The organism is Variovorax ureilyticus (genome assembly GCF_050632185.1).
GTDB lineage: Bacteria > Pseudomonadota > Gammaproteobacteria > Burkholderiales > Burkholderiaceae_C > Variovorax > Variovorax ureilyticus_A.
On record NZ_CP192579.1, the window covers coordinates 2,968,006 to 2,986,763 of the forward strand.

Genomic DNA, 18,758 nt, shown 5'->3' on the forward strand with positions numbered 1-18,758 from the left:
GCCCAGCTGCCATGCGACGTCTTCTCTACGTACTGCTCTTCCTGGCGACGCTGGGCATCCTCGCCGCGTTCGCCGTCGTCGGACTCAATCTGCGCGGCGAGACCAAGTTGCCCGACCCGCCGACCGCCTTCAACTCCACGCCCGAGCTCGTGGAGCGCGGCCGCTACCTCGCGCTAGCCGGGAATTGCGCCGGCTGCCACTCGGCGCTCGGCAGCGCGCCCTATGCCGGCGGTGTCGGCATCGAGACGCCCTTCGGCACCATCTTTGCGAGCAACCTCACGTCCGACCCCGCAGCCGGCATCGGGAGCTGGAATTCCGACCACTTTTGGCGCGCGCTGCACAACGGGCGGTCGAAGGACGGGCGGCTGCTCTATCCCGCCTTCCCCTACCCGAACTTCACCCGCGTGACACGCGAGGATTCGGACGCGATCTTCGCGTACCTGCGCACCGTCCCGCCATCGCCGATGCCGAACCGGGCGCATGAGCTGCGCTTTCCGTACGACACGCAGGCCGCCCTCGCAGTCTGGCGGGCGCTCTCGTTCACGGCAGGCACCTTCGAGCCGAATCCCGGCAAGTCGGCGGAATGGAATCGCGGCGCCTATCTGGTCGACGGGCTCGGCCATTGCATCGCATGCCACGGCACGCGCAACGTGCTCGGCGCCACGCAGGAAAATCTCGGCCTCTCGGGCGGGCTCATCGCGGTGCAGAACTGGTATGCGCCGTCGCTGACCTCGAACCGCGAGGCCGGCGTGGCCGAGTGGGAACCGCATGACGTGGTCGAGCTGCTCAAGAACGGGCGCTCCGAGCGCGGCTCGGTCATGGGACCGATGGCCGACGTGGTCTACGGCAGCACGCAGCATCTGAAGGAGGCGGACCTGCTGGCGATGGCCAGCTACCTCAAGGAACTGCCGAGCACGTCGGCGGCGGTGGCGCCGACGACTTCGCCCAGGCGCGACGCGCGCGTGATGGAACGCGGCCAGCGCATCTTCGACCAGCGCTGTGCGTATTGCCATGGCGACCAGGGCCAGGGCGCAGTCGGCGCCTATCCGCCGCTGGCCGGCAATCGCGCGGTGCTGATGAATTCGCCGGTCAACCTGATCCAGATCCTGCGCCATGGCGGCTTCCTGCCGACCACCGCGGGCAACCCGCGTCCGTACGGCATGCCGCCGTTCCGGATCGTGCTGGACGACAGCGACGTGGCCGCCGTGCTCACCTACATCCGCGGTTCATGGGGCAATGACGCGCCGCCCGTGACGGCGCGCGACCTGTCTCGACAGTGATGCGCCGCCAAGACACCCGCCGGTCGCCTCAGAAGGAACCGGTCGGCGCCTTGTAGCCGCCCATCCCCTTGTGCACGATGCGCGTGAGCGACGAGCGCGCAATGCCGGTGATCTTGCCGAGCGGCGCCTTGATCGCATCCAGCGCCGCCGATTCGCCGGGCCCCGAGGGCGACAGGCCGCACTTGCGCAACACCCGGTTGATCTGGTGCACCTGCGCCGCGCGGCGGGTCACAGGCGTGTAGAAATTGACGCCGATCGAGATCGCGACCCGGTCGCCGGGCGAGGCCCATTCGGGATCGGACCGGGTCATGTGCGGCGAGGTGCTCGGGAAATAGACGCCGTCCCCCGCGCGCACGTCGAACTCGTGGCTGCGCGCACGGTACTCGTCCTTGAGCCGCACCCGGCGCAGCGAATGCGCGACGATGAAGTCCTCCACCGCGTCGAGCGGCACCACGGTGCGATCGCCGTGGTCCCACACATTGAGCACCTTCCGGCCATGCAGCATCAGCCAGAAGTTGTTCTCGCGATCGATGTGGAATGGCGTCACCGAAGGTGGCGCCGAAATGAAGATGAAGCCGGTCACGTGGAACATCCCGCGCTGCTCGCGCTCAATGATCTCGCGCACGTTCCCGAGGATGTTGTCGAGCAGTTCCTTGTAGCGCGGGATGACTTCGACGTCGTACAGCGCGATCCAGGAGCCGGGCTCCTCGATGCGGCGGAACACCTCCTCGATGTTGCGCCCATCCGGCGGAACGCTGTCATGGGCGAAGGCCGAGGCCTGCGTCATGCCCGGGCGAACGAAGCGGCACTGCTTCAGCGGTGCCAGCTCTTTCGCCAGCGCCTCGAGTTCAGGAAGCTGGAACAGCGGATGACGGTGGTAGTCGTGATGAAGCCGGCCCACCCTGCCGGTCGAAAAACCGCCAGGATCGTCCACCCACATCCGGCAGTCAGAACTCATCAAGGACATCTTGTCGATATGGCTGGCACCCATGCATTGCTCCTTCAGGAAGCGGCAAAGAATACTTTATGAAACATAAAAAACGCGAAGAGCTAAAGGCCGTATTCCGAAAGATCGGTATTTGTGGTCGTTTTGCCGAGCCTTGACCCTCCCATGATGGAAAGGTTGAAACTTGCGCCCTATGAATTCGAGTCTGACGCTTTCTCCCCCATCGACCCCCGGCACCCGGGAGTGGTCACTCCCCATCGAAGGCATGAGCTGCGCGTCGTGCGTTGCCCGCGTCGAACGCTCGCTGACGAGCGTTCCCGGCGTGACCGAAGCCAGCGTCAATCTCGCCACCGAGGCCGCCACCGTCCGCACCGACGGCTCGGTTGCGCGCGATGCGTTGCGCGCCGCCATCGAAAAGGCCGGCTACAGCATCGGCGTGGAAGAAGCCCCGGCTGAACCGGACACCGCGGCATCATCTGGCGCGGCGGCGCGCAAGCGCAGCCGCAACGACGCCTGGCCGGTGATCGCGGCCGCCCTGCTCTCGGCACCGCTGGTGCTGCCGATGCTCGGCCTCGTCTTCGGCCAGGAATGGATGCTCGATGGCTGGCTGCAGCTCGCGCTCGCGACGCCGGTCCAGTTCTGGCTGGGCGCACGCTTCTACCGCGCGGGGTGGAAGGCGCTGAAGGCGCACGCCGGCAACATGGACCTGCTGGTGGCGCTCGGCACCTCGGCCGCGTACGGGCTCAGCGTCTACCAGCTCTTCGCGCATCGCGGCCACGGCATGCAGCATCTGTATTTCGAGGCCTCGGCGGTGGTCATCACGCTGGTGCTGCTCGGCAAGTGGCTCGAGGCGCGGGCCAAGCGGCAGACCACCGAAGCCATCCGCGCGCTGAATGCCTTGCGCCCGGAACGTGCGCGCGTGCGGCGCAACGGCACCGATCAGGAAGTGCCGGTCGAAAGGGTCAGGATCGACGACCTCGTGATCATCCACCCCGGCGAGCGCGTGCCGGTCGATGCGGTCGTCGTCGAAGGCGCGAGCGAGATCGACGAATCGCTGATCACAGGCGAAAGCCTGCCGGTCTCCAAAGGCGTGGGCCATTCGGTGACCGGCGGCTCCGTCAACGGCCAGGGCCTGCTGGTCGTGCGGACCACGGCGGTGGGCGCCGAATCCACGCTGGCGCGCATCGTGCGGCTGGTCGAATCGGCGCAGGCGAAGAAGGCCCCGATCCAGCGTCTGGTCGACCAGGTCAGCAGCGTCTTCGTGCCGGTGGTCATCGGCATCGCGGCGCTCACCTTCCTGGGCTGGGGCATCGGCACCGGTAACTGGGAGGCCGCGATCCTCAACGCGGTCGCGGTGCTGGTCATCGCCTGCCCTTGTGCACTGGGCCTTGCCACGCCGACCGCGATCATGGCCGGCACCGGCGTCGCCGCGCGGCACGGCGTGCTTATCAAGGACGCCGAGGCGCTCGAGGTCGCGCACAGCATCAAGGTCGTCGCCTTCGACAAGACCGGCACGCTGACCGAAGGCCGGCCCGTGCTCGTCGCCTGCGAGGCGGCCGATGGGGACAAGATCGCGCTCCTGCGCGCCAGCGCGGCGATCCAGGCGGGCAGCGAACACCCGCTCGCGCGCGCCGTGCTTGCCGCCGCGAAGGACGACGGCATCGACACCCCGCGCGCGACCGGCGTGCGCGCCGTGGCGGGGCGCGGCATGTCGGCGATCGTCGACGGGCGCGAGCTCCGCCTCGGCAGCACGCGCTTCATGCATGAACTCGCCGTGCCGCTCGGCAGGCTCGATGCGCGCGCTTCGCAACTGCAGTCGGAAGGCCGCACCGTCTCGTGGCTGGCGGACGTGACGGCGGCCGACCGTCCCATCCTCATCGGCCTGCTCGCCTTCGGCGACACGCCCAAGCCCAGCGCCGCCAAGGCCATCCGTCGGCTCCACGCCCAAGGCATCCGCACCGCGCTCGTGTCCGGCGACAACCGCGGCAGCGCCGAGGCCGTGGCGCGCGCACTGAAGATCGACACCGTGCGCGCCGAAGTGCTGCCCGAAGACAAGGCCGCCATCGTCGCCCACCTCAAGCGCGACGGCGAGCGCGTCGCCATGGTCGGCGACGGCATCAACGATGCGCCGGCGCTGGCGGCGGCCGACGTGGGCATCGCGATGTCCACCGGCACCGACGTCGCGATGCACGCGGCCGGCATCACCTTGATGCGCGGCGATCCGGCGCTGGTCAGCGATGCGATCGACATCTCGCGCCGTACCTACGCCAAGATCCGGCAGAACCTGTTCTGGGCCTTTGCCTACAACGTCGTCGGCATTCCCCTGGCGGCCCTGGGCCTGCTCAGCCCCGTCATCGCGGGCGCGGCGATGGCCTTCAGCAGCGTGAGTGTGGTGAGCAATGCGCTGACGCTGCGGCGCTGGAAAGGAATCGTGCAATGAGCGGCCCCTTCAACATCGGCGAGGCGGCCGCGCGCTCGGGCGTGTCGGCGAAGATGGTACGGCACTACGAATCGCTGGGCCTCGTGCCCGGCGTGGCGCGGACCGATGCGGGCTATCGGCAATACACCGAGAGCAATGTGCACACGCTGCGCTTCATCCGCCGAGCGCGCGATCTCGGGTTCAGCATGGCGGAGATCGCGGAGCTGTTGAAGCTTTGGCAGAACAAGCAGCGCGCGAGCGCTGACGTGAAACGCATCGCACTCGCGCATGCGCAGGATTTGCATCGGCGCATCGAGGAGATGGAGGCGATGAAGCGGACGCTGGAGCGGCTGGCGGATTGCTGCCATGGGGATCACCGGCCGGATTGTCCGATCCTCGACGAATTGGCGGACTGAAACCGGACGCGCGCGCCCCGTGCCATTCAAGACGCGGGGCGACTCTGCGCAAAGAGCCGTTCTCGCAGCCCCCGCATCTGCTCCCGCGCAATGAAGTGCCCGCGCGCCGCCGCATCTGCCAGCCAGCGGATCGCCATGTCCTCATCCTTCGGTGCGCCTTCGCCCGACAGATAGCATCGCGCGAGACATTGCATGGCATTGGAATGTCCCTGCTCGGCCGCCAACTCGAGCCAGTAAAGGCCGGCTTCGTGCCTTCCGGCCGAGATGAACATCTCGCCGACATCCGACTGCGCCTCTGCGTCCCCGGCATCGGCTTGCCCCAGGAGCGCCATGTCGTCGGGCGGCAGACCGCAATCGACGAGTTCGAGCACGTCTTCCAGCGCGACCCGCGCGCGGCCGCGTGCGTCGGGCTTCAGCTTAGCGCTGCGGGCCGGAGGTCGGTGACTGTCGCGATCGACATAGGCGCGACGCGCGATGCTTCCTGCGGGCATGCTTGTTCTCCCTGGAGATGCACGCCCCGGGGTCGGGGCGCTGCCGGAGCACTCTAGAAAAGCCGCAAAAAGCCGTCCATGAGAAACGTCTCATCTCGGCGTCGGAACACCAGCGAACGGCCTCCCGGGCAATGAATGCGGCCGGGCTCTATGGGCAGTGCACCGCAATCCATTGCCCCCACTTCGCGGCGGCCACCGCGCGTGCTGCATCGTCGCGGCCGGTCGGGTCGTAGGCGCCGAGCGATTGCCACAGCGCGCCCCAGTCGCCACCCGCTTCGGGCATGGCCGAGACCAGCGTCTGCAGCACCAGGAATGCGCGCTGCCGCGTGACCGGTTGCGGCGCATCGAGCAGCGGCGCCACCGACGGCAGCACGTCGCGGCCACGAGCGATCAGCACATAAGTCGCGATGGTGTGCGGCGCATGCAAGACGTCGGGGTAGTCGTCGATGGTGCGGACCAGCGCATCGAGCGAGCGCCAGTCGCCGATCGCGGCCAGCGCCTGTGCGGCGCGGCCGCGCACGAGCGGCTCCGGGTCCGAAAGCGCTTCGGCCAACGCATCGGCCGCGGCGGGATCGCCGGTCTCGGCGAGCCCCTGCGCGGACTTCTCGCGCACGTCGGCATCGGCGCTCGCGAGTCCGCGCAGGAAAACCGACGTCGACACCCGCCCCGCCACCACCAGCGCCTCATACGCACTTGCGCGGTCGGCCGGGTCCGCCGCGTCGAGGCCGCCGAGACCCACCGGGATGTTCATGGTCCTGCCGGTGCGGGCGCCGGTGCGCCGGTGCGCACACATCGCGCACCGACGTCAGGACGTGAAATTTCGACGCTGGAACTCATCGCCTTGATCGCTCCTGGTCTGGTGGGTGCCATTGTGCGGCGAATGGCCCCGGCCAGGCGCACTAACGCACCGCCGCCCGAGACCGCCTCCACCGCCGGACCAGGGCGACAACGAGCGCGAGTCCGACGATCAGCACGGTGCCGATCAGTTCGATCCGCTCCACATCGCCGATCAGCGCGTCGAGCGCGGAGCCGAACAGGTAGCCGACCGCCCCCACCAGCGGTGCCCAGAGCATCGCGCCGAGCAGGTTGAAGCAGGCGAATCGACGCGGCGGCATGTGCATGGCGCCGATCACGATGGGACCCGCGATGCGAAGCCCGTAGACGAAGCGCACGCCCATGACCACCAGCCCGTCGTAGCGCGTCAGCGAGGCGGCGACGCGCTCCGCCTGCTGCGCCAGCACGGGCAGGCGGGCAAGCAGCGTCGGCCCCCGGTAGCGGCCGACCCAATAGAAGACCTGGTCGCCCAACGTCGCGCCGGTCACCGCGACCGCGAGGGTCAGCGGCACCGTGAGGTGACCGTGGTGGCAGGCGAATCCAGCGAGGATGAGGATGGTCTCGCCCTCGAGCAGGCAGCCGATGAAGACGGCCAGGTAGCCATAGTCGACGAGCAGTTGAAGAATGAGCCGCATGCGTTCCGCTCCTCCAATCTCGTACGCATTGTGCGCCCGCCGTTCAACCGGGGCCGGAGGTCCAGTGAGACCAGAGGCCCAGAAGCAGCGCCGCGCCGACGCACCACGCCACGGTGGCCGCGATCAGCGTGACCGTCAGGGAAGTCTTCACGCTGAGCCAATAGACCACCGCGAGGTAGATCGCATAAGGCATCAGCGACAGCAGCCCGAAAAGCGCGGTGGTGCGCAGATCCACCGCCGGGCGCTCGGTGCCCACGATGTAGTGCGCGATCAGCGCGAAGGTGGGAAAGAGCGGCACGAGGCCCGCGACATAGAAGTTCTTCGTCTTCGACAGCAGCGCGATGAGAAAGACCGCGACGGCGCCGAGGAGGCACTTGAAACGCAGCGACACGGGATGCAAGGCAAAGTCGGGCTCGTGGAGCGCCTATATCAGGCCAGCAGTTGCCCGGTGATCAGGTTCCAGTGCACTTCATCCACCGGCATGATCGACAGGCGGTTGCCCTTGCGCAGCACGATCATGTCGGCCAGCGCCGGATTCGCGCGCATCTCGGGCAAGGGCAGCAGCCGCGTCTTGCGCAGCGCCTGCACGTCGACCAGCACCCAGCGGGGCTTGTCGGGTTTGGAGTCCGGGTCGTAGTAAGGCGACTTCGGATCGAACTGGGTCGGATCGGGCTTGGGTCCGGAGACGACACGCGCGATGCCGGCGATACCCGGCTGCGGACAGCTGGAATGATAGAACAGCACGCCGTCGCCGACCTTCATGACTTCCTTCATGTACTTGCGCGCCTGGAAGCCGCGCACGCCGGTCCATCCCACCGTCGAGTCGGGTGCGGCGATCGCGTCGTCGATGGAGACATCGTCGGGTTCGGATTTCATCAGCCAGTACTGCGTCATGGTCGGGGTCCTGTCTTCCGGGTTGCGCGAAGGAAATCGAAGTCGGCTCCCTGGTCCGCCTGCGTCACCGCATCGAGGAAGAGTTTGCGATAGCCGCGCTCGGCGGTCGGCGGGGTGATGGGCGATTCGCCCGCGCGGCGCGCGAGTTCTTCGTCGCTCACGAGCAGCGAGAGTTCGCGGTTCGCGACGCTCAGGCGGATGCGGTCGCCATTGCGCACGTAGGCCAGCGGGCCGCCCACCGCCGATTCGGGCGTGACGTGCAGCACGATGGTGCCGAAGGCGGTGCCGCTCATGCGGCCGTCGGAAATGCGCACGATGTCCTTCACGCCCGCACGCGCGAGCTTGCGCGGGATCGGCATGTAGCCCGCCTCCGGCATGCCCGGGGCGCCCTTGGGCCCGATGTTCTTCAGCACGAGGATGTCGCCCTGCGTCACGTCGAGCTCGTCGCCGTCGATGCGTCGCGCCAGGTCCTCGAGGTTCTCGAACACCACCGCCCTGCCCTCGTGCTCCATGAGCGCCGCATCGGCCGCAGATTGCTTGATGATCGCGCCGCCCGGCGCGAGATTGCCGCGCAGCACCGCGATGCCGCCCTGCGGATAGATGGGCTTCGCAATGCTGCGCACCACGTCCTGCCTGAAGCCGGGGCCGGCGCGTTCGATCTCCTCGCCCAGCGTGCGGCCGGTGACCGTGAGCGCATCGAGCCGCAGCAGCGGCTTGAGTTCGCGCAGCAGCGTCGCCATGCCGCCGGCCGCGTGGAAGTCCTCCATGTAGTGCTGGCCCGAGGGCTTGAGGTCGAGCAGCACCGGCGTTTCGCGGCCCATGCGATCGAGCGTGGCGAGGTCGATGTCCAGGCCCACGCGGCCCGCGATCGCCGCGAGATGCACGATGCCGTTGGTCGAGCCGCCGATGGCCAGCAGCACGCGCATGGCGTTCTCGAAGGCGGCGGGCGTGAGCACCTTGTCGATGGTGAGCCGGTCGCGCGCCATCTGCACCGCCTGCGCGCCGGTCTGCTCGGCGATGCGGATGCGGTCGGCCGTGACCGCCGGCGGCGACGCGCCGCCCGGCATCGTCATGCCCATCACCTCGGCAAGGCAGGCCATGGTGCTCGCGGTGCCCATCACCGAGCAGGTGCCGACGCTCGCCACCAGTTCGTTGTTGACCTCGGCCGTTTCGTCGGCGTCGATCTCCTCGGCGCGGAAGCGCGCCCAGTAGCGACGGCAGTCGGTGCAGGCGCCGACGCGCTCACCGCGATGGCTGCCCGTGAGCATCGAACCGGTGATGAGCTGGATCGCTGGCAACCCCGCCGATGCCGCGCCCATCAGTTGCGCGGGCACGGTCTTGTCGCAACCGCCGATGAGCACCACCGCATCCATCGGCTGGGCACGGATCATCTCCTCGGTATCCATCGACATCAGGTTGCGCAGGTACATGCTGGTCGGCGCCGCGAAGCTCTCGTGGATCGAGATGGTCGGGAACTCCATTGGCAGCCCGCCCGCGAGCATCACGCCGCGCCTGACCGCATCGATGAGCTGCGGCGCGTTGCCGTGGCACGGGTTGTAGGCGCTCCCGGTGTTGGCGATGCCGATGACCGGGCGGTCGAGCGCCGCATCGGTGAAGCCCGCGCCCTTGATGAACGCCTTGCGCAGGAAGAGCGAAAAGCCCTGGTCGCCGTAGCTGGTCAATCCCTTGCGCATGCCGCCGCTGTCGGCCGCGTTCTCGGGATCGAAAGGAGAACTGGACATGAAATGCCTTCGCGATCGTGGAAGTCGTGGGAAGGAGGGTTGTACGCGATCCGCGCCTTCCTGCACACCGCTTAAGCTGTCGGCCCATGTGCATCACACAGGGAAGCCGGAAATGAATCGACAGCCCATGCGCAAACCATCGCGCCTCGCCGGGCGGACTGCCGCCAGCCTCCTGCTCGCCGCGCTCGCGACGAGCCTGCAGGCGCAGCCGGCCGTGCGCTGGCGCGGCGACTTCATCTACTTCGCCGACTCCGCGATCTTTACCGACTGCAAGACCGGCCAGCAGTGGCCCGTGGCGCAAGCTGGCGACTATCTCGCGCTGGAGGAGGCCTATCTACGCTGGCAGGGTGCACCGAAGGCACCGCTGCTCGCGAACTTCGACGGGCGCGTCGAGGTCCGCGAACCGATGGAAGGCCCGGCTCGCGAGCACATGGTGGTCGACCGGTTCGTCTCGGTGCAGCCGGGCACCTCCTGCGAGTCGCTCGCGACGCCCGGCGTCAAGGCCGCGCCGCCGGGCCGCGGCCCGATGTAACAAAGTCTCTCCCGAACGCCCATCGTGGCGAAATGCGCAAGTATTCGGACTCTTGTGAAACACACCGGTCTCAGAATCCGCCGGTGCAGCAACCCTTCAACCACTCATCGGAGTCATTCATGAGCATCTTCAGCAGCATCCTCGCCAAGATCTTCCCGTCGGCCAGCGCCGACACCGCGTCACAGCAGCCGGCACCGGCGGCCACGGAAGCCGCCGCCACGAGCACCACCCCCGCGGCGCCGCCGGCAGCGATCACGGTGGTCGACGTCGAAGCCTTGCTCGACGGCATGCCCGGCGCCAGCAGCCTCAACTGGCGCACATCGATCGTCGACCTGATGAAGCTGCTCGGCCTGGACAGCAGCCTCGCCGCGCGCAAGCAGCTCGCCTTCGAGCTGAGCTACGGCGAAGACACGAGCGACTCCGCCAAGATGAACATCTGGCTGCATCGCCAGGTCATGACGAAGCTCGCGGCCAACGGTGGCAAGGTGCCGCCCGAGCTCATTGCCTGAGCAGGGCTCCCGAGGAAACGGCTCAGCCGGGCCGCTGGGAGCGCCCCCTGGAAGGGGGTGGAGAGCGACACGAAGTGCGCGAGCCTGGGGGTGAGTCCCGGTAATAGGCCGGCGTCTGGCCGGTCCACTTCTTGAAGGCCTTGCGGAAGTTGGAGACGTCCGAGAAGCCGCTGCGCTCCGCGATCTCGTCGACCGACAGGTCCGTGCGTTCGAGGAACTCGATCGCGAGCCGCTCGCGCAGTCCGTCGATGATGGCCTGATAGCTGGTGCCGGCGTCGACCAGCCGCCGATGCAGCGTGCGCGGCGAAAGCTGCAGCCGCTCGGCCATCTGCTCCGCGCGCGGCAGGTCGCTCATGCTGTTGAGGCAGGCTTCCTTGATGCTCCTGACCAGGGCGGGTTCCTCCGTGAGCTCCTCGAGCATGCGGCTGCAGAAGCTCGCGCAGACATCCGCCGTGATCGGATTGGCGTTGGGCAGCGGCATGCCGAGCATCGACGCATCGAACTGCCACTGCATCACATCGGCATCGAACGCCACCGGGCAGTGCAGGAAATCCTCGTAACGTGCGGCGTACGAAGGCGCGGGATAGGGAAGCAGCAGTTGCCGGCCCCGGAATTCGCGTCCGAGCACATGCTCGGTCAGCACCTGGATCGAGCTGAACCAGAACTCGGTCGCCAGCGGCAGCAGCGCGCCAAGCGCCATGACGTCACGGGCCTCGAAGATCGCGGTGTCGCCTTCGACGCGGAAGCTCTTTTCGAGCACAGGCCCGGCCAGCCGCACATGCCGGATGCCGAAGGCGATCGCATCGGCCAGCGTGGCGCTGCTCATCACCGCGTAGCCGAACACGCCGAAGTCGGAGAGGCGCTGCCTGCGCCCGGCGATCAGCCCGATGGCCGGCTCCGGCGTGAGCCGCAGCACATTGCCGAAAAGCGCGATCTTCTGCCGGTGGGAAATCCGCGCCTGCGGATCGGACATGGCTTCCGGCGAGATGCCGGTGCCCGCGAGCAGCCCGGCGAGGTCGACGCCGCGTTCCGCCAGTGCTTCGGTGAGGGGCGCGAGCCCGAGCATGCTGTGGGCCGGCGCGTCCATGTCGTGGACATAACGACCGACGACAGGGGTCGCGTAGGGCCTTGCGTCAGGGGCTGTTCTGGACACGGTGCTGGAACGGACTGTTTGGCAGATTTTCACCCGATTGTGTCGAACTTGAACCTAGGCGCAGACCCTGCCTGGACCTACATTCGATAGTGGCCCGCGCGGCGCCGTCCACCCGTGCCGCGAACGAAGGAGACTCATTTGAACGACACCACGGACCTGCGGCACACCGCGGCCGCCCTGGCTGCGCAAGAGCGCGTGCAACGACTTTTTGCGGCGCAGCAAACGGCCTTCGCGCAGCAGCCCTGTCCGACCGCCGATGAGCGGCGCGCATGGCTCAAGGCGCTCAAGCGGCAGATCCAGCGCTACCAGGACCTGCTCGCCGAGGCGATGAGCCGCGACTTCGGCTACCGCGCCGAAGCCGAATCGAAGATGCTCGACCTGCTGGGCTCGGTGCTCGACATCGACCACGCGGTCTCGCACCTGCGGCGCTGGATGAAGCCCAGCCGGCGCTCCACCGAACTCCTCTTCCTGAGCAACCGGGTCGAGGTGCGCTATCAGCCCAAGGGCGTGGTGGGCGTGATCGTGCCGTGGAACTTCCCGATCTACCTCGCTGCCGGGCCGCTGACCGCCGCGCTGGCCGCGGGCAACCGCGTGATGATCAAGATGCCCGAGGTGACGCCCGCGACGAACGCGGTGTTCAAGCGGCTGCTCGGCGAGGTGTTCGACGAGAACCTCGTCGCAGTCGTGGGCGAGGAACTGGCCGACCCGGACACCTTCACGTCCCAGCCCTTCAACCACATCGTGTTCACCGGTTCCCCGGCGGTGGGCCGTATCGTCATGCGCACCGCGGCCAGGAACCTGACGCCGGTCACGCTGGAACTCGGCGGCAAGTCGCCCGCGCTGGTCACGCGCAACTATCCCGTGGCCGATGCGGCCACGCGCATCACGCACGGCAAGTCGACCAACTGCGGGCAGATCTGCGTGTCGCCCGACTACGCGCTGGTGCCACGCGAGCGCGTGGACGACTTCATCGCAGGCGTGCGGAGCACCTTCCAGCGCTTCTACGACGGCCGCACGGACGGCAATGCGGACTACACGGGCGTGGTGAACGAGCGGCAATGGCAGCGCATGCGGGAGCTGCTCGACGACGCGCGCGCCAAGGGCGCCCGCATCGAGCCTTGCGCGCCCGCACCGGCGGGCGACAGCCGCCAGATGCCGCTGCACATCGTGACGCAGCTCACGCCGGACATGCGGGTGATGAACGAGGAGCTGTTCGGCCCCATCCTGCCGGTGGTGCCCTACGACACGAACGACGACGCCATCGCCTTCATCAACGCGAAGCCCCGGCCGCTGGCGCTCTACTGCTTCAGCCACGACGATGCCGAGCGCGATGCGCTGCTGCGGCGCACCCATTCGGGCGGCGTCGCGGTCAACGACTGGGGCTGGCAGGTGGTGAACCACGACGCGCCCTTCGGCGGCGTCGGCAATTCGGGCATGGGCACCTATCACGGCGTGGAGGGATTTCGGGAGCTGTCGCACGCGCGCACCGTGTTCCAGCGCCAGCGCTTCTTTCCCATCGACCTGTTCTACCCACCCTACGGCGGCTTCGTCCAACGGCTGGTGCTGCAGTTCTACCTGCGCAGCGCGGACCCCGCGCTCACCCATTCCGGCAAAGAGACCGTATGAGCACTGAAGAATTCGACTACGTCGTCGTGGGCGGCGGCTCGGCCGGGTGCGTCGTCGCATCGCGGCTGAGCGAAGACCCGCGCGTCTCCGTCTGCCTGCTGGAAGCGGGAGGGCCGGACAACAGCGTCTTCATCCACGCACCCGCGGGTGTCGCGGCCATGCTGCCGGTGCCGTTCAAGAACTGGGCCTTCAAGACGGTGCCGCAGAAGGGCCTCAATGGCCGGCAGGGCTACCAGCCGCGCGGCAAGGTGCTGGGCGGATCGAGCTCGACCAACGCGATGCTCTACGTGCGCGGCCACCGCTGGGACTACGACCACTGGGCTTCGCTCGGCAGCGCGGGCTGGTCCTACGACGAGGTGCTGCCCTGCTTCAAACGCGCGGAGAACAACGAGACGCACCGGAACTGCCCCTTCCATGGCACCGGTGGGCCGCTCAACGTGGCCGAACTGCGCAGTCCCAGCGCGTTGAACAAGGCTTTCCTCGCCGCCGCGGCGATGAACGGCATCCCGACCGTCACGGACTACAACGGGGCCGAGCAGTTCGGCGCCTTCATGTACCAGGTCACGCAAAAGAACGGCGAGCGCTGCAGCGCGGCCAAGGGCTACATCACGCCGAATCTCGCGCGGCCGAACCTCATGGTGAAGACAGGCGCGCTCTCCTCGCGCATCGTCTTCGACGGCCGGCGTGCGACCGGTGTGGTCTGCCACGTGGACGGGCAGGACAGGACGCTGCGCGCGCGGCGCGAGGTCATCGTGAGCTCGGGCGCCTTCGGCTCGCCGCAACTGCTGATGCTCTCGGGCATCGGACCGGGCGCGCAATTGCAGGAGCTCGGCATCGAGGTGCTGCGCGACCTGCCCGGCGTGGGCGAGAACCTGCAGGACCACATCGACCACGTGCAGGCCTATCGCTCTGCGAGCAGCTCGCCCACCTTCGGCGTCTCGATGCGCGGCGGCGTGAAGATGGCCGGCGCCATGCTCGAATGGAAGAGGCAGCGCACGGGTCTCGTCACCTCCAACTTCGCGGAGTCCGGGGCCTTCGTGCGCTCGTCGCCCGACATTGCGGTGCCGGACCTGCAGATGGTCTTCGTCGTCGCGATGGTGGACGACCATAACCGCAAGCTGCACCTCGGCCACGGCTATTCGTGCCACATCGAGGTGCTCCGTCCGAAGAGCCGCGGCCATGTCCGCCTCGCAAGCCGCGACCCGCGCGCTGCGCCGCTGATCGACCCGAAGTTCCTCGATGACGAGCGCGACCTCGAACTGCTGGTCAAGGGCGTCGAACTGCAGATGGACATCCTGCAATCGAGCCCCTTCGATCCCTGGCGCGGAAAGATGCTGCACCCGGTGGACCGCAACGACCGCGCGGCAATCGCACAGGACATCCGCAACCGCGCCGACACGCAATACCACCCGGTGGGCACCTGCAAGATGGGCCCCGTCGCCGACGGGATGGCCGTGGTGGACGAACGGCTTCGCGTATACGGCATCGACGCGCTGCGCGTGGTCGATGCATCGATCATGCCGACGCTGTGCGGCGGCAACACCAATGCGCCCACGATCATGATCGGCGAGAAGGCAGCGGACATGATCCGCGCCGATGCGCGGGCCTGAGACGGCGCGACGCCATTCCACTCTTTCGAGAAACCTGAGACTCCATGAAAACAGCCATCCGCGGCATGCTCGCCGCCCTCGTCGCGACCTCGCTGGCCTCCGGCACCTTTGCGCAGATGCAGGACGGGGCACCGGCCGTCCCGAAGCCCGCGACGCCGGCCACCGAGCGAGCCAACCGGGCGGTCGCGCGAAGCATGGCCTTCGACGACAGGCGCGACTTCGAGGACGCGACGCGCGGCCTGATCGCCACCCTGCCCGATCCGCTGGTCAAGACCCCGCAAGGCAAGCTCGTATGGGACGCGAACCGCTTCGACTTCATCCAGGGCGATGCGCCCGCCACCGTCAACCCGAGCCTGTGGCGGCAGGAGAAGCTCAACAACGCACGCGGCCTCTTCAAGGTGACCGACGGCATCTACCAGATCCGCGGCTACGACCTCGCGAACATGACGCTGGTGGAGGGCCAGACAGGCTGGATCGTGATCGACACGCTGCTCACCGCCGAGATCGCGCACAGCACGCTCGCCTTCGCGATGGAGAAGCTCGGCAGCACCAAGCCCGTGGTCGCGGTGATCTACACCCACAGCCACGTGGACCACTTCGGCGGCGTGCGCGGCGTGGTCGACGAAGCCGACGTGCAGGCCGGCAAGGTGAAGGTGATCGCGCCCGAGGGCTTCATGGACAACGCGATCGCCGAGAACGTGCTGGCCGGCAATGCGATGACGCGGCGCGCGGTCTACCAGTTCGGCGCCGGGCTCGATTCGAACGAACGGCAAGGCGTCGGCAGCGGGCTCGGCAAGGCACTCAGCAGCGGCACGACGGGGTTGATTCCGCCCACCGACATCATCGCGAAGACCGGGCAGGAGATGACGGTGGACGGCGTGCGCATCGTGTTCCAGATGGCGCAAGGCACGGAGGCGCCGTCGGAGATGATGTTCTACTTCCCCGACAGGAAGGCGCTGTGCCTCTCGGAGGTGACGACGAAGCACATGCACAACATCTACACCCTCCGCGGCGCGAAGATGCGCGATGCGCTCGGCTGGAGCAAGTACATCAACGAAACCATCGACATGTTCCCCGACGTGGAGGTGGCCTTCGCGAGTCATCACTGGCCGACCTGGGGCGGCGACAACATCCGCCAGTACCTCGCGAACCAGCGCGACACCTACCGGTTCCTGCACGACCAGGCGTTGAAGCTCGCGAACAAGGGTCAGGTGATGGACGAGATCGGCGATGCGACCTTCTTCCCGAAAGCCCTGGCTGCCGACGCAAGTTCGCGCGGCTACTACGGCACGCTCAGCCACAACCTGCGGGCGGTCTACAACTTCTACCTGGGTTTCTACGACGGCAATCCGGCGACGCTGAACCGGCTGCCGCCCACCGAGACGGCCAAGCGCTACGTCGCGGCCATGGGCGGCGAGGAAGCAGTGCTGGCCAGCGCACGCAAGGCCTTCGACGCGGGTGACTACCGCTGGGTGGCCGAGTTGGTGAACCACGTCGTGTTCGCGAACCCGAACAACGCGGCGGCGCGCGCCTTGCAGGCCGATGCGCTCGAACAGCTCGGCTATCAGTCCGAGGCCGGTACCTGGCGCAACGCCTATCTGACCGGTGCGCGCGAACTGCGGGGCGGCGTCATCAAGCCACCGGCGTCCAGCCAGGGGCCGGACGTGGTGCGCGGCATGAACAACGAACTGCTGTTCGACTTGATCGCGATGCGCCTCGACCACGAGAAGGCCGACGGCAAGAAGGTCAACATCAACATGGTGTTCACCGACCTGGGCGAGACCTGGGCGCTGGAGCTGTCGAACTCGGTGCTCAACAACACGAAGGGCCGCGTGCTGAAGAACCCCGACGCCACGATCACGCTCACACGGCCGGCGTTTCTCGCGATGCTGCTTCAGGGCAAGAAGCTTCCGGAGATGGTGCTGACCGGGCAGGTGAAGGTCAGCGGCAATCCGTTCGCGTTGTCCTCGGTGTTCCGCAACGTCGAGACCTTCGACCCCTACTTCAACATCGTGACGCCGTGATCAGTTGATGATCACCGACAGCGTGCTGCCCGGCGGAACGCGCACCGTCTCGCTGTAAGTACCTGCGACGTTCGACCGGATCACCGGGAAGCTCGCCAGTGCCTCCAGCAGCGACGGCGCGGACTGCGGCAGCTTGCGGTTGCTGCTGCCGAGGCTCGCGGGGTCGATGGCCGGCAGGCTGAACACGTCTTCGCTGCGCGCGGGCATGCTGTAGGCGGCGATGCCGGCCCCGAGCGGAATCAAGCCGGCGGAAGCGGCGGCGAAGCGGCGCAGTTCCTGGCCGATGCCCGAATCGGGGCGCCGCGACTTGATCGCCTTGTCGAGGATTTCGGTCGAGTCCTTCACGCCGGCGCTCGTCAGCAGCGCCTTGTAGAAATCGAGGCCGAGCTGGCGATTGAGGAAGCCGCCGAACGAGCCCGTCACGGCATAGCTCTCGCAGGTCGCGCCCATCGGCGTCCACTCCGTGAGGCCGCAGTTGTAGCTGCCGGCGCCGTTGTAGCTCAGGTAGTACGGATAGCGCGAATCGCGGATCGCGTTGTGGCTCGGGTCGATGTTGAAGCTCGCCCAGTCCTCCATCATCAACGCGGACATCTCCTCCAGCCAGGTATCGAAGGTGTAGTCCGAGCCCATCTTCACGCCACGGCGATAGAAGTTCTGCATGTGCATGCCTTCGTGCGCCATGACGGTGGAAATCTGCTGGACGCCGTTCTCGCCGTCGAGGTAGAGCGATTCGGAATCGAGGTACAAGCTCAGCGATTCATTGCTGTAGGCCAGATCGCCGCTGCCCGTCTTGAAGTTGTTCAGTCCCCAGAAATAGCCCACGAGGCCGTAGGGCTGGTGGTCAGGCTTGAAGTTCACGATGAAGATGTCCAGCGGCTGGCCACTACCGGCGATCAACTGGCTCATGCCGTGATCGCCCCACAGCGGGCCACCGACGCGGACCAGCATGTCGTAGATGCCGCCCGGCGCGGCGAACTTGTCGAGCATCCGCACGGCGAGTGCGCTCGAGACGCGCGCCGGGTCGAGCTCGCCGGTTTCGACCCACAGGTTCACGGTGACGCCGTCGGCGGTCGCGCGCTGCGCCGCGAGCTGTACCGTGCGCTGCGTATGGTCGTAGAGAAAGATGCTGCGCTGGTCGGCGACCGCATAGGCCGCCGAAGGCGCCATCGACTTCAGGACGCCAGGCGCCGACTTCGAGAGCGGATCGAGCAATTTGGCGAAGCCGGAGCGGTTGAATTCGCGGATCGCATCCTTGGCGGCGTCGTCTTCGTCGATCGGCTGCTGCACCAGCGCCTTGTTGGCGGTCGCGGCGATCTCGGAACTCGATCGCACCACGAGGCCGGGGAGCCCTTCAGGGGTGCCGCTTTCGTTCGTGAATACCAGCGTGACCGTCTGGCCGTTGAGGCCCGAAATCGAGACCGGCACATCGACCGGAACGGAAGAGCCGTTCGCCGCCTGCCAGACACCGGTGCCGGAACCGGCGTAGGTGCTGTCATCGATCGCCGCGCAGCCGACGCAGGACGCCTTGACCGCGTTGCTGCCTCCCGCCTTCACCCCGGGGCTCGAGCCGGCCGCCGCCGTCGTCGTCTGCGCAGGGATGTAACCGCCTCCGCCACCTCCCCTCCGCCGCCACAGGCGGACAGCGCC

The 18,758-nt window shown here is 67.5% G+C and carries 17 protein-coding genes; 8 read left to right on the forward strand and 9 right to left on the reverse strand.

What is annotated here, in order from left to right; all coding sequences use genetic code 11:
* Positions 1-11: 11 nt before the first annotated feature.
* Complete coding sequence (locus ACQ858_RS14655) at positions 12-1,280, forward strand: c-type cytochrome (RefSeq protein WP_431273423.1); 1,269 nt, start codon at positions 12-14, stop codon at positions 1,278-1,280.
* 28 nt (positions 1,281-1,308) lie between these two features.
* Here the strand turns inward: ACQ858_RS14655 and ACQ858_RS14660 are convergent, their stop codons facing one another.
* Positions 1,309-2,271: a JmjC domain-containing protein gene (locus tag ACQ858_RS14660; RefSeq protein ID WP_431273424.1), complete on the reverse strand. Its 963-nt coding sequence runs from the start codon at positions 2,269-2,271 to the stop codon at positions 1,309-1,311.
* Between the two features lie 220 nt (positions 2,272-2,491).
* Between ACQ858_RS14660 and ACQ858_RS14665 the strand changes: the two genes are divergently transcribed.
* Together ACQ858_RS14665 and cueR are read left to right on the forward strand one after the other, a co-directional pair.
* On the forward strand, positions 2,492-4,666 hold the full coding sequence (locus ACQ858_RS14665; protein ID WP_431273425.1) for a heavy metal translocating P-type ATPase: 2,175 nt from the start codon (positions 2,492-2,494) through the stop codon (positions 4,664-4,666).
* Positions 4,663-5,061 carry a Cu(I)-responsive transcriptional regulator gene (gene cueR / locus ACQ858_RS14670; RefSeq protein ID WP_431273426.1) on the forward strand — a complete coding sequence of 133 codons (399 nt, stop codon included), beginning with the start codon at positions 4,663-4,665 and terminating at the stop codon, positions 5,059-5,061. Before ACQ858_RS14665 ends, cueR begins: the two co-directional genes overlap by 4 nt.
* 26 nt (positions 5,062-5,087) lie before the next feature.
* Here cueR and ACQ858_RS14675 read toward each other — a convergent pair whose 3' ends face one another.
* The 6 genes from ACQ858_RS14675 to ACQ858_RS14700 form a co-directional block, all read right to left on the reverse strand.
* The gene (locus ACQ858_RS14675) at positions 5,088-5,552 is read right to left on the reverse strand and encodes a tetratricopeptide repeat protein (protein WP_431273427.1); all 465 of its coding nucleotides are present in this window, start codon (positions 5,550-5,552) and stop codon (positions 5,088-5,090) included.
* A 148-nt stretch (positions 5,553-5,700) separates the two neighbouring features.
* Positions 5,701-6,303: a HEAT repeat domain-containing protein gene (locus ACQ858_RS14680; protein WP_431273428.1), complete on the reverse strand. Its 603-nt coding sequence runs from the start codon at positions 6,301-6,303 to the stop codon at positions 5,701-5,703.
* 148 nt (positions 6,304-6,451) lie between these two features.
* Positions 6,452-7,021 carry a DedA family protein gene (locus tag ACQ858_RS14685; protein WP_431273429.1) on the reverse strand — a complete coding sequence of 190 codons (570 nt, stop codon included), beginning with the start codon at positions 7,019-7,021 and terminating at the stop codon, positions 6,452-6,454.
* Positions 7,022-7,064: 43 nt separating this feature from the next.
* A complete protein-coding gene (locus ACQ858_RS14690) occupies positions 7,065-7,412 on the reverse strand; it encodes a GlpM family protein (RefSeq protein ID WP_431273430.1) in 348 nt (115 codons plus the stop codon).
* A 38-nt stretch (positions 7,413-7,450) separates the two neighbouring features.
* Positions 7,451-7,915: an EVE domain-containing protein gene (locus tag ACQ858_RS14695; protein ID WP_431273431.1), complete on the reverse strand. Its 465-nt coding sequence runs from the start codon at positions 7,913-7,915 to the stop codon at positions 7,451-7,453.
* Positions 7,912-9,657 carry an IlvD/Edd family dehydratase gene (locus tag ACQ858_RS14700; protein ID WP_431273432.1) on the reverse strand — a complete coding sequence of 582 codons (1,746 nt, stop codon included), beginning with the start codon at positions 9,655-9,657 and terminating at the stop codon, positions 7,912-7,914. The genes ACQ858_RS14695 and ACQ858_RS14700 overlap by 4 nt, the downstream gene beginning before the upstream one ends.
* Positions 9,658-9,784: 127 nt before the next feature.
* On the opposite strand from ACQ858_RS14700, the gene ACQ858_RS14705 reads away from it, so the two are divergent.
* Together ACQ858_RS14705 and ACQ858_RS14710 are read left to right on the forward strand one after the other, a co-directional pair.
* The gene (locus ACQ858_RS14705; RefSeq protein ID WP_431273433.1) at positions 9,785-10,189 is read left to right on the forward strand and encodes a hypothetical protein; all 405 of its coding nucleotides are present in this window, start codon (positions 9,785-9,787) and stop codon (positions 10,187-10,189) included.
* A gap of 119 nt (positions 10,190-10,308) precedes the next feature.
* Positions 10,309-10,698, forward strand: coding sequence for a DUF3597 domain-containing protein (locus tag ACQ858_RS14710; protein ID WP_431273434.1), 390 nt, complete (start codon positions 10,309-10,311; stop codon positions 10,696-10,698).
* A 22-nt stretch (positions 10,699-10,720) separates the two neighbouring features.
* On the opposite strand, the gene ACQ858_RS14715 is transcribed toward ACQ858_RS14710, so the two are convergent.
* The gene (locus ACQ858_RS14715; RefSeq protein WP_431273435.1) at positions 10,721-11,851 is read right to left on the reverse strand and encodes an AraC family transcriptional regulator; all 1,131 of its coding nucleotides are present in this window, start codon (positions 11,849-11,851) and stop codon (positions 10,721-10,723) included.
* A 138-nt stretch (positions 11,852-11,989) separates the two neighbouring features.
* Between ACQ858_RS14715 and ACQ858_RS14720 the strand changes: the two genes are divergently transcribed.
* From ACQ858_RS14720 to ACQ858_RS14730, 3 genes are read left to right on the forward strand one after another with little or no spacing between them, the layout of a single operon-like run.
* Positions 11,990-13,477, forward strand: coding sequence for a coniferyl aldehyde dehydrogenase (locus ACQ858_RS14720; RefSeq protein WP_431273436.1), 1,488 nt, complete (start codon positions 11,990-11,992; stop codon positions 13,475-13,477).
* The gene (locus ACQ858_RS14725) at positions 13,474-15,087 is read left to right on the forward strand and encodes a GMC family oxidoreductase (protein WP_431273437.1); all 1,614 of its coding nucleotides are present in this window, start codon (positions 13,474-13,476) and stop codon (positions 15,085-15,087) included. The genes ACQ858_RS14720 and ACQ858_RS14725 overlap by 4 nt, the downstream gene beginning before the upstream one ends.
* Before the next feature lie 44 nt (positions 15,088-15,131).
* Positions 15,132-17,111: an alkyl/aryl-sulfatase gene (locus ACQ858_RS14730; RefSeq protein WP_431273438.1), complete on the forward strand. Its 1,980-nt coding sequence runs from the start codon at positions 15,132-15,134 to the stop codon at positions 17,109-17,111.
* Here the strand turns inward: ACQ858_RS14730 and ACQ858_RS14735 are convergent, their stop codons facing one another.
* On the reverse strand, positions 17,112-18,665 hold the full coding sequence (locus ACQ858_RS14735; RefSeq protein WP_431273439.1) for a M30 family zinc metallopeptidase: 1,554 nt from the start codon (positions 18,663-18,665) through the stop codon (positions 17,112-17,114).
* Positions 18,666-18,758: the final 93 nt, after the last annotated feature.

Coding starts and splice junctions, on each gene's coding strand:
- ACQ858_RS14655 (WP_431273423.1), top strand. CDS start 12: ATGCGACGTCTTCTCTACGTACTGCTCTTCCTGGCGACGCTGGGCATC.
- ACQ858_RS14660 (WP_431273424.1), bottom strand. CDS start 2,271: ATGGGTGCCAGCCATATCGACAAGATGTCCTTGATGAGTTCTGACTGC.
- ACQ858_RS14665 (WP_431273425.1), top strand. CDS start 2,492: ATGAGCTGCGCGTCGTGCGTTGCCCGCGTCGAACGCTCGCTGACGAGC.
- cueR (WP_431273426.1), top strand. CDS start 4,663: ATGAGCGGCCCCTTCAACATCGGCGAGGCGGCCGCGCGCTCGGGCGTG.
- ACQ858_RS14675 (WP_431273427.1), bottom strand. CDS start 5,552: ATGCCCGCAGGAAGCATCGCGCGTCGCGCCTATGTCGATCGCGACAGT.
- ACQ858_RS14680 (WP_431273428.1), bottom strand. CDS start 6,303: ATGAACATCCCGGTGGGTCTCGGCGGCCTCGACGCGGCGGACCCGGCC.
- ACQ858_RS14685 (WP_431273429.1), bottom strand. CDS start 7,021: ATGCGGCTCATTCTTCAACTGCTCGTCGACTATGGCTACCTGGCCGTC.
- ACQ858_RS14695 (WP_431273431.1), bottom strand. CDS start 7,915: ATGACGCAGTACTGGCTGATGAAATCCGAACCCGACGATGTCTCCATC.
- ACQ858_RS14700 (WP_431273432.1), bottom strand. CDS start 9,657: ATGTCCAGTTCTCCTTTCGATCCCGAGAACGCGGCCGACAGCGGCGGC.
- ACQ858_RS14705 (WP_431273433.1), top strand. CDS start 9,785: ATGCGCAAACCATCGCGCCTCGCCGGGCGGACTGCCGCCAGCCTCCTG.
- ACQ858_RS14710 (WP_431273434.1), top strand. CDS start 10,309: ATGAGCATCTTCAGCAGCATCCTCGCCAAGATCTTCCCGTCGGCCAGC.
- ACQ858_RS14725 (WP_431273437.1), top strand. CDS start 13,474: ATGAGCACTGAAGAATTCGACTACGTCGTCGTGGGCGGCGGCTCGGCC.
- ACQ858_RS14730 (WP_431273438.1), top strand. CDS start 15,132: ATGAAAACAGCCATCCGCGGCATGCTCGCCGCCCTCGTCGCGACCTCG.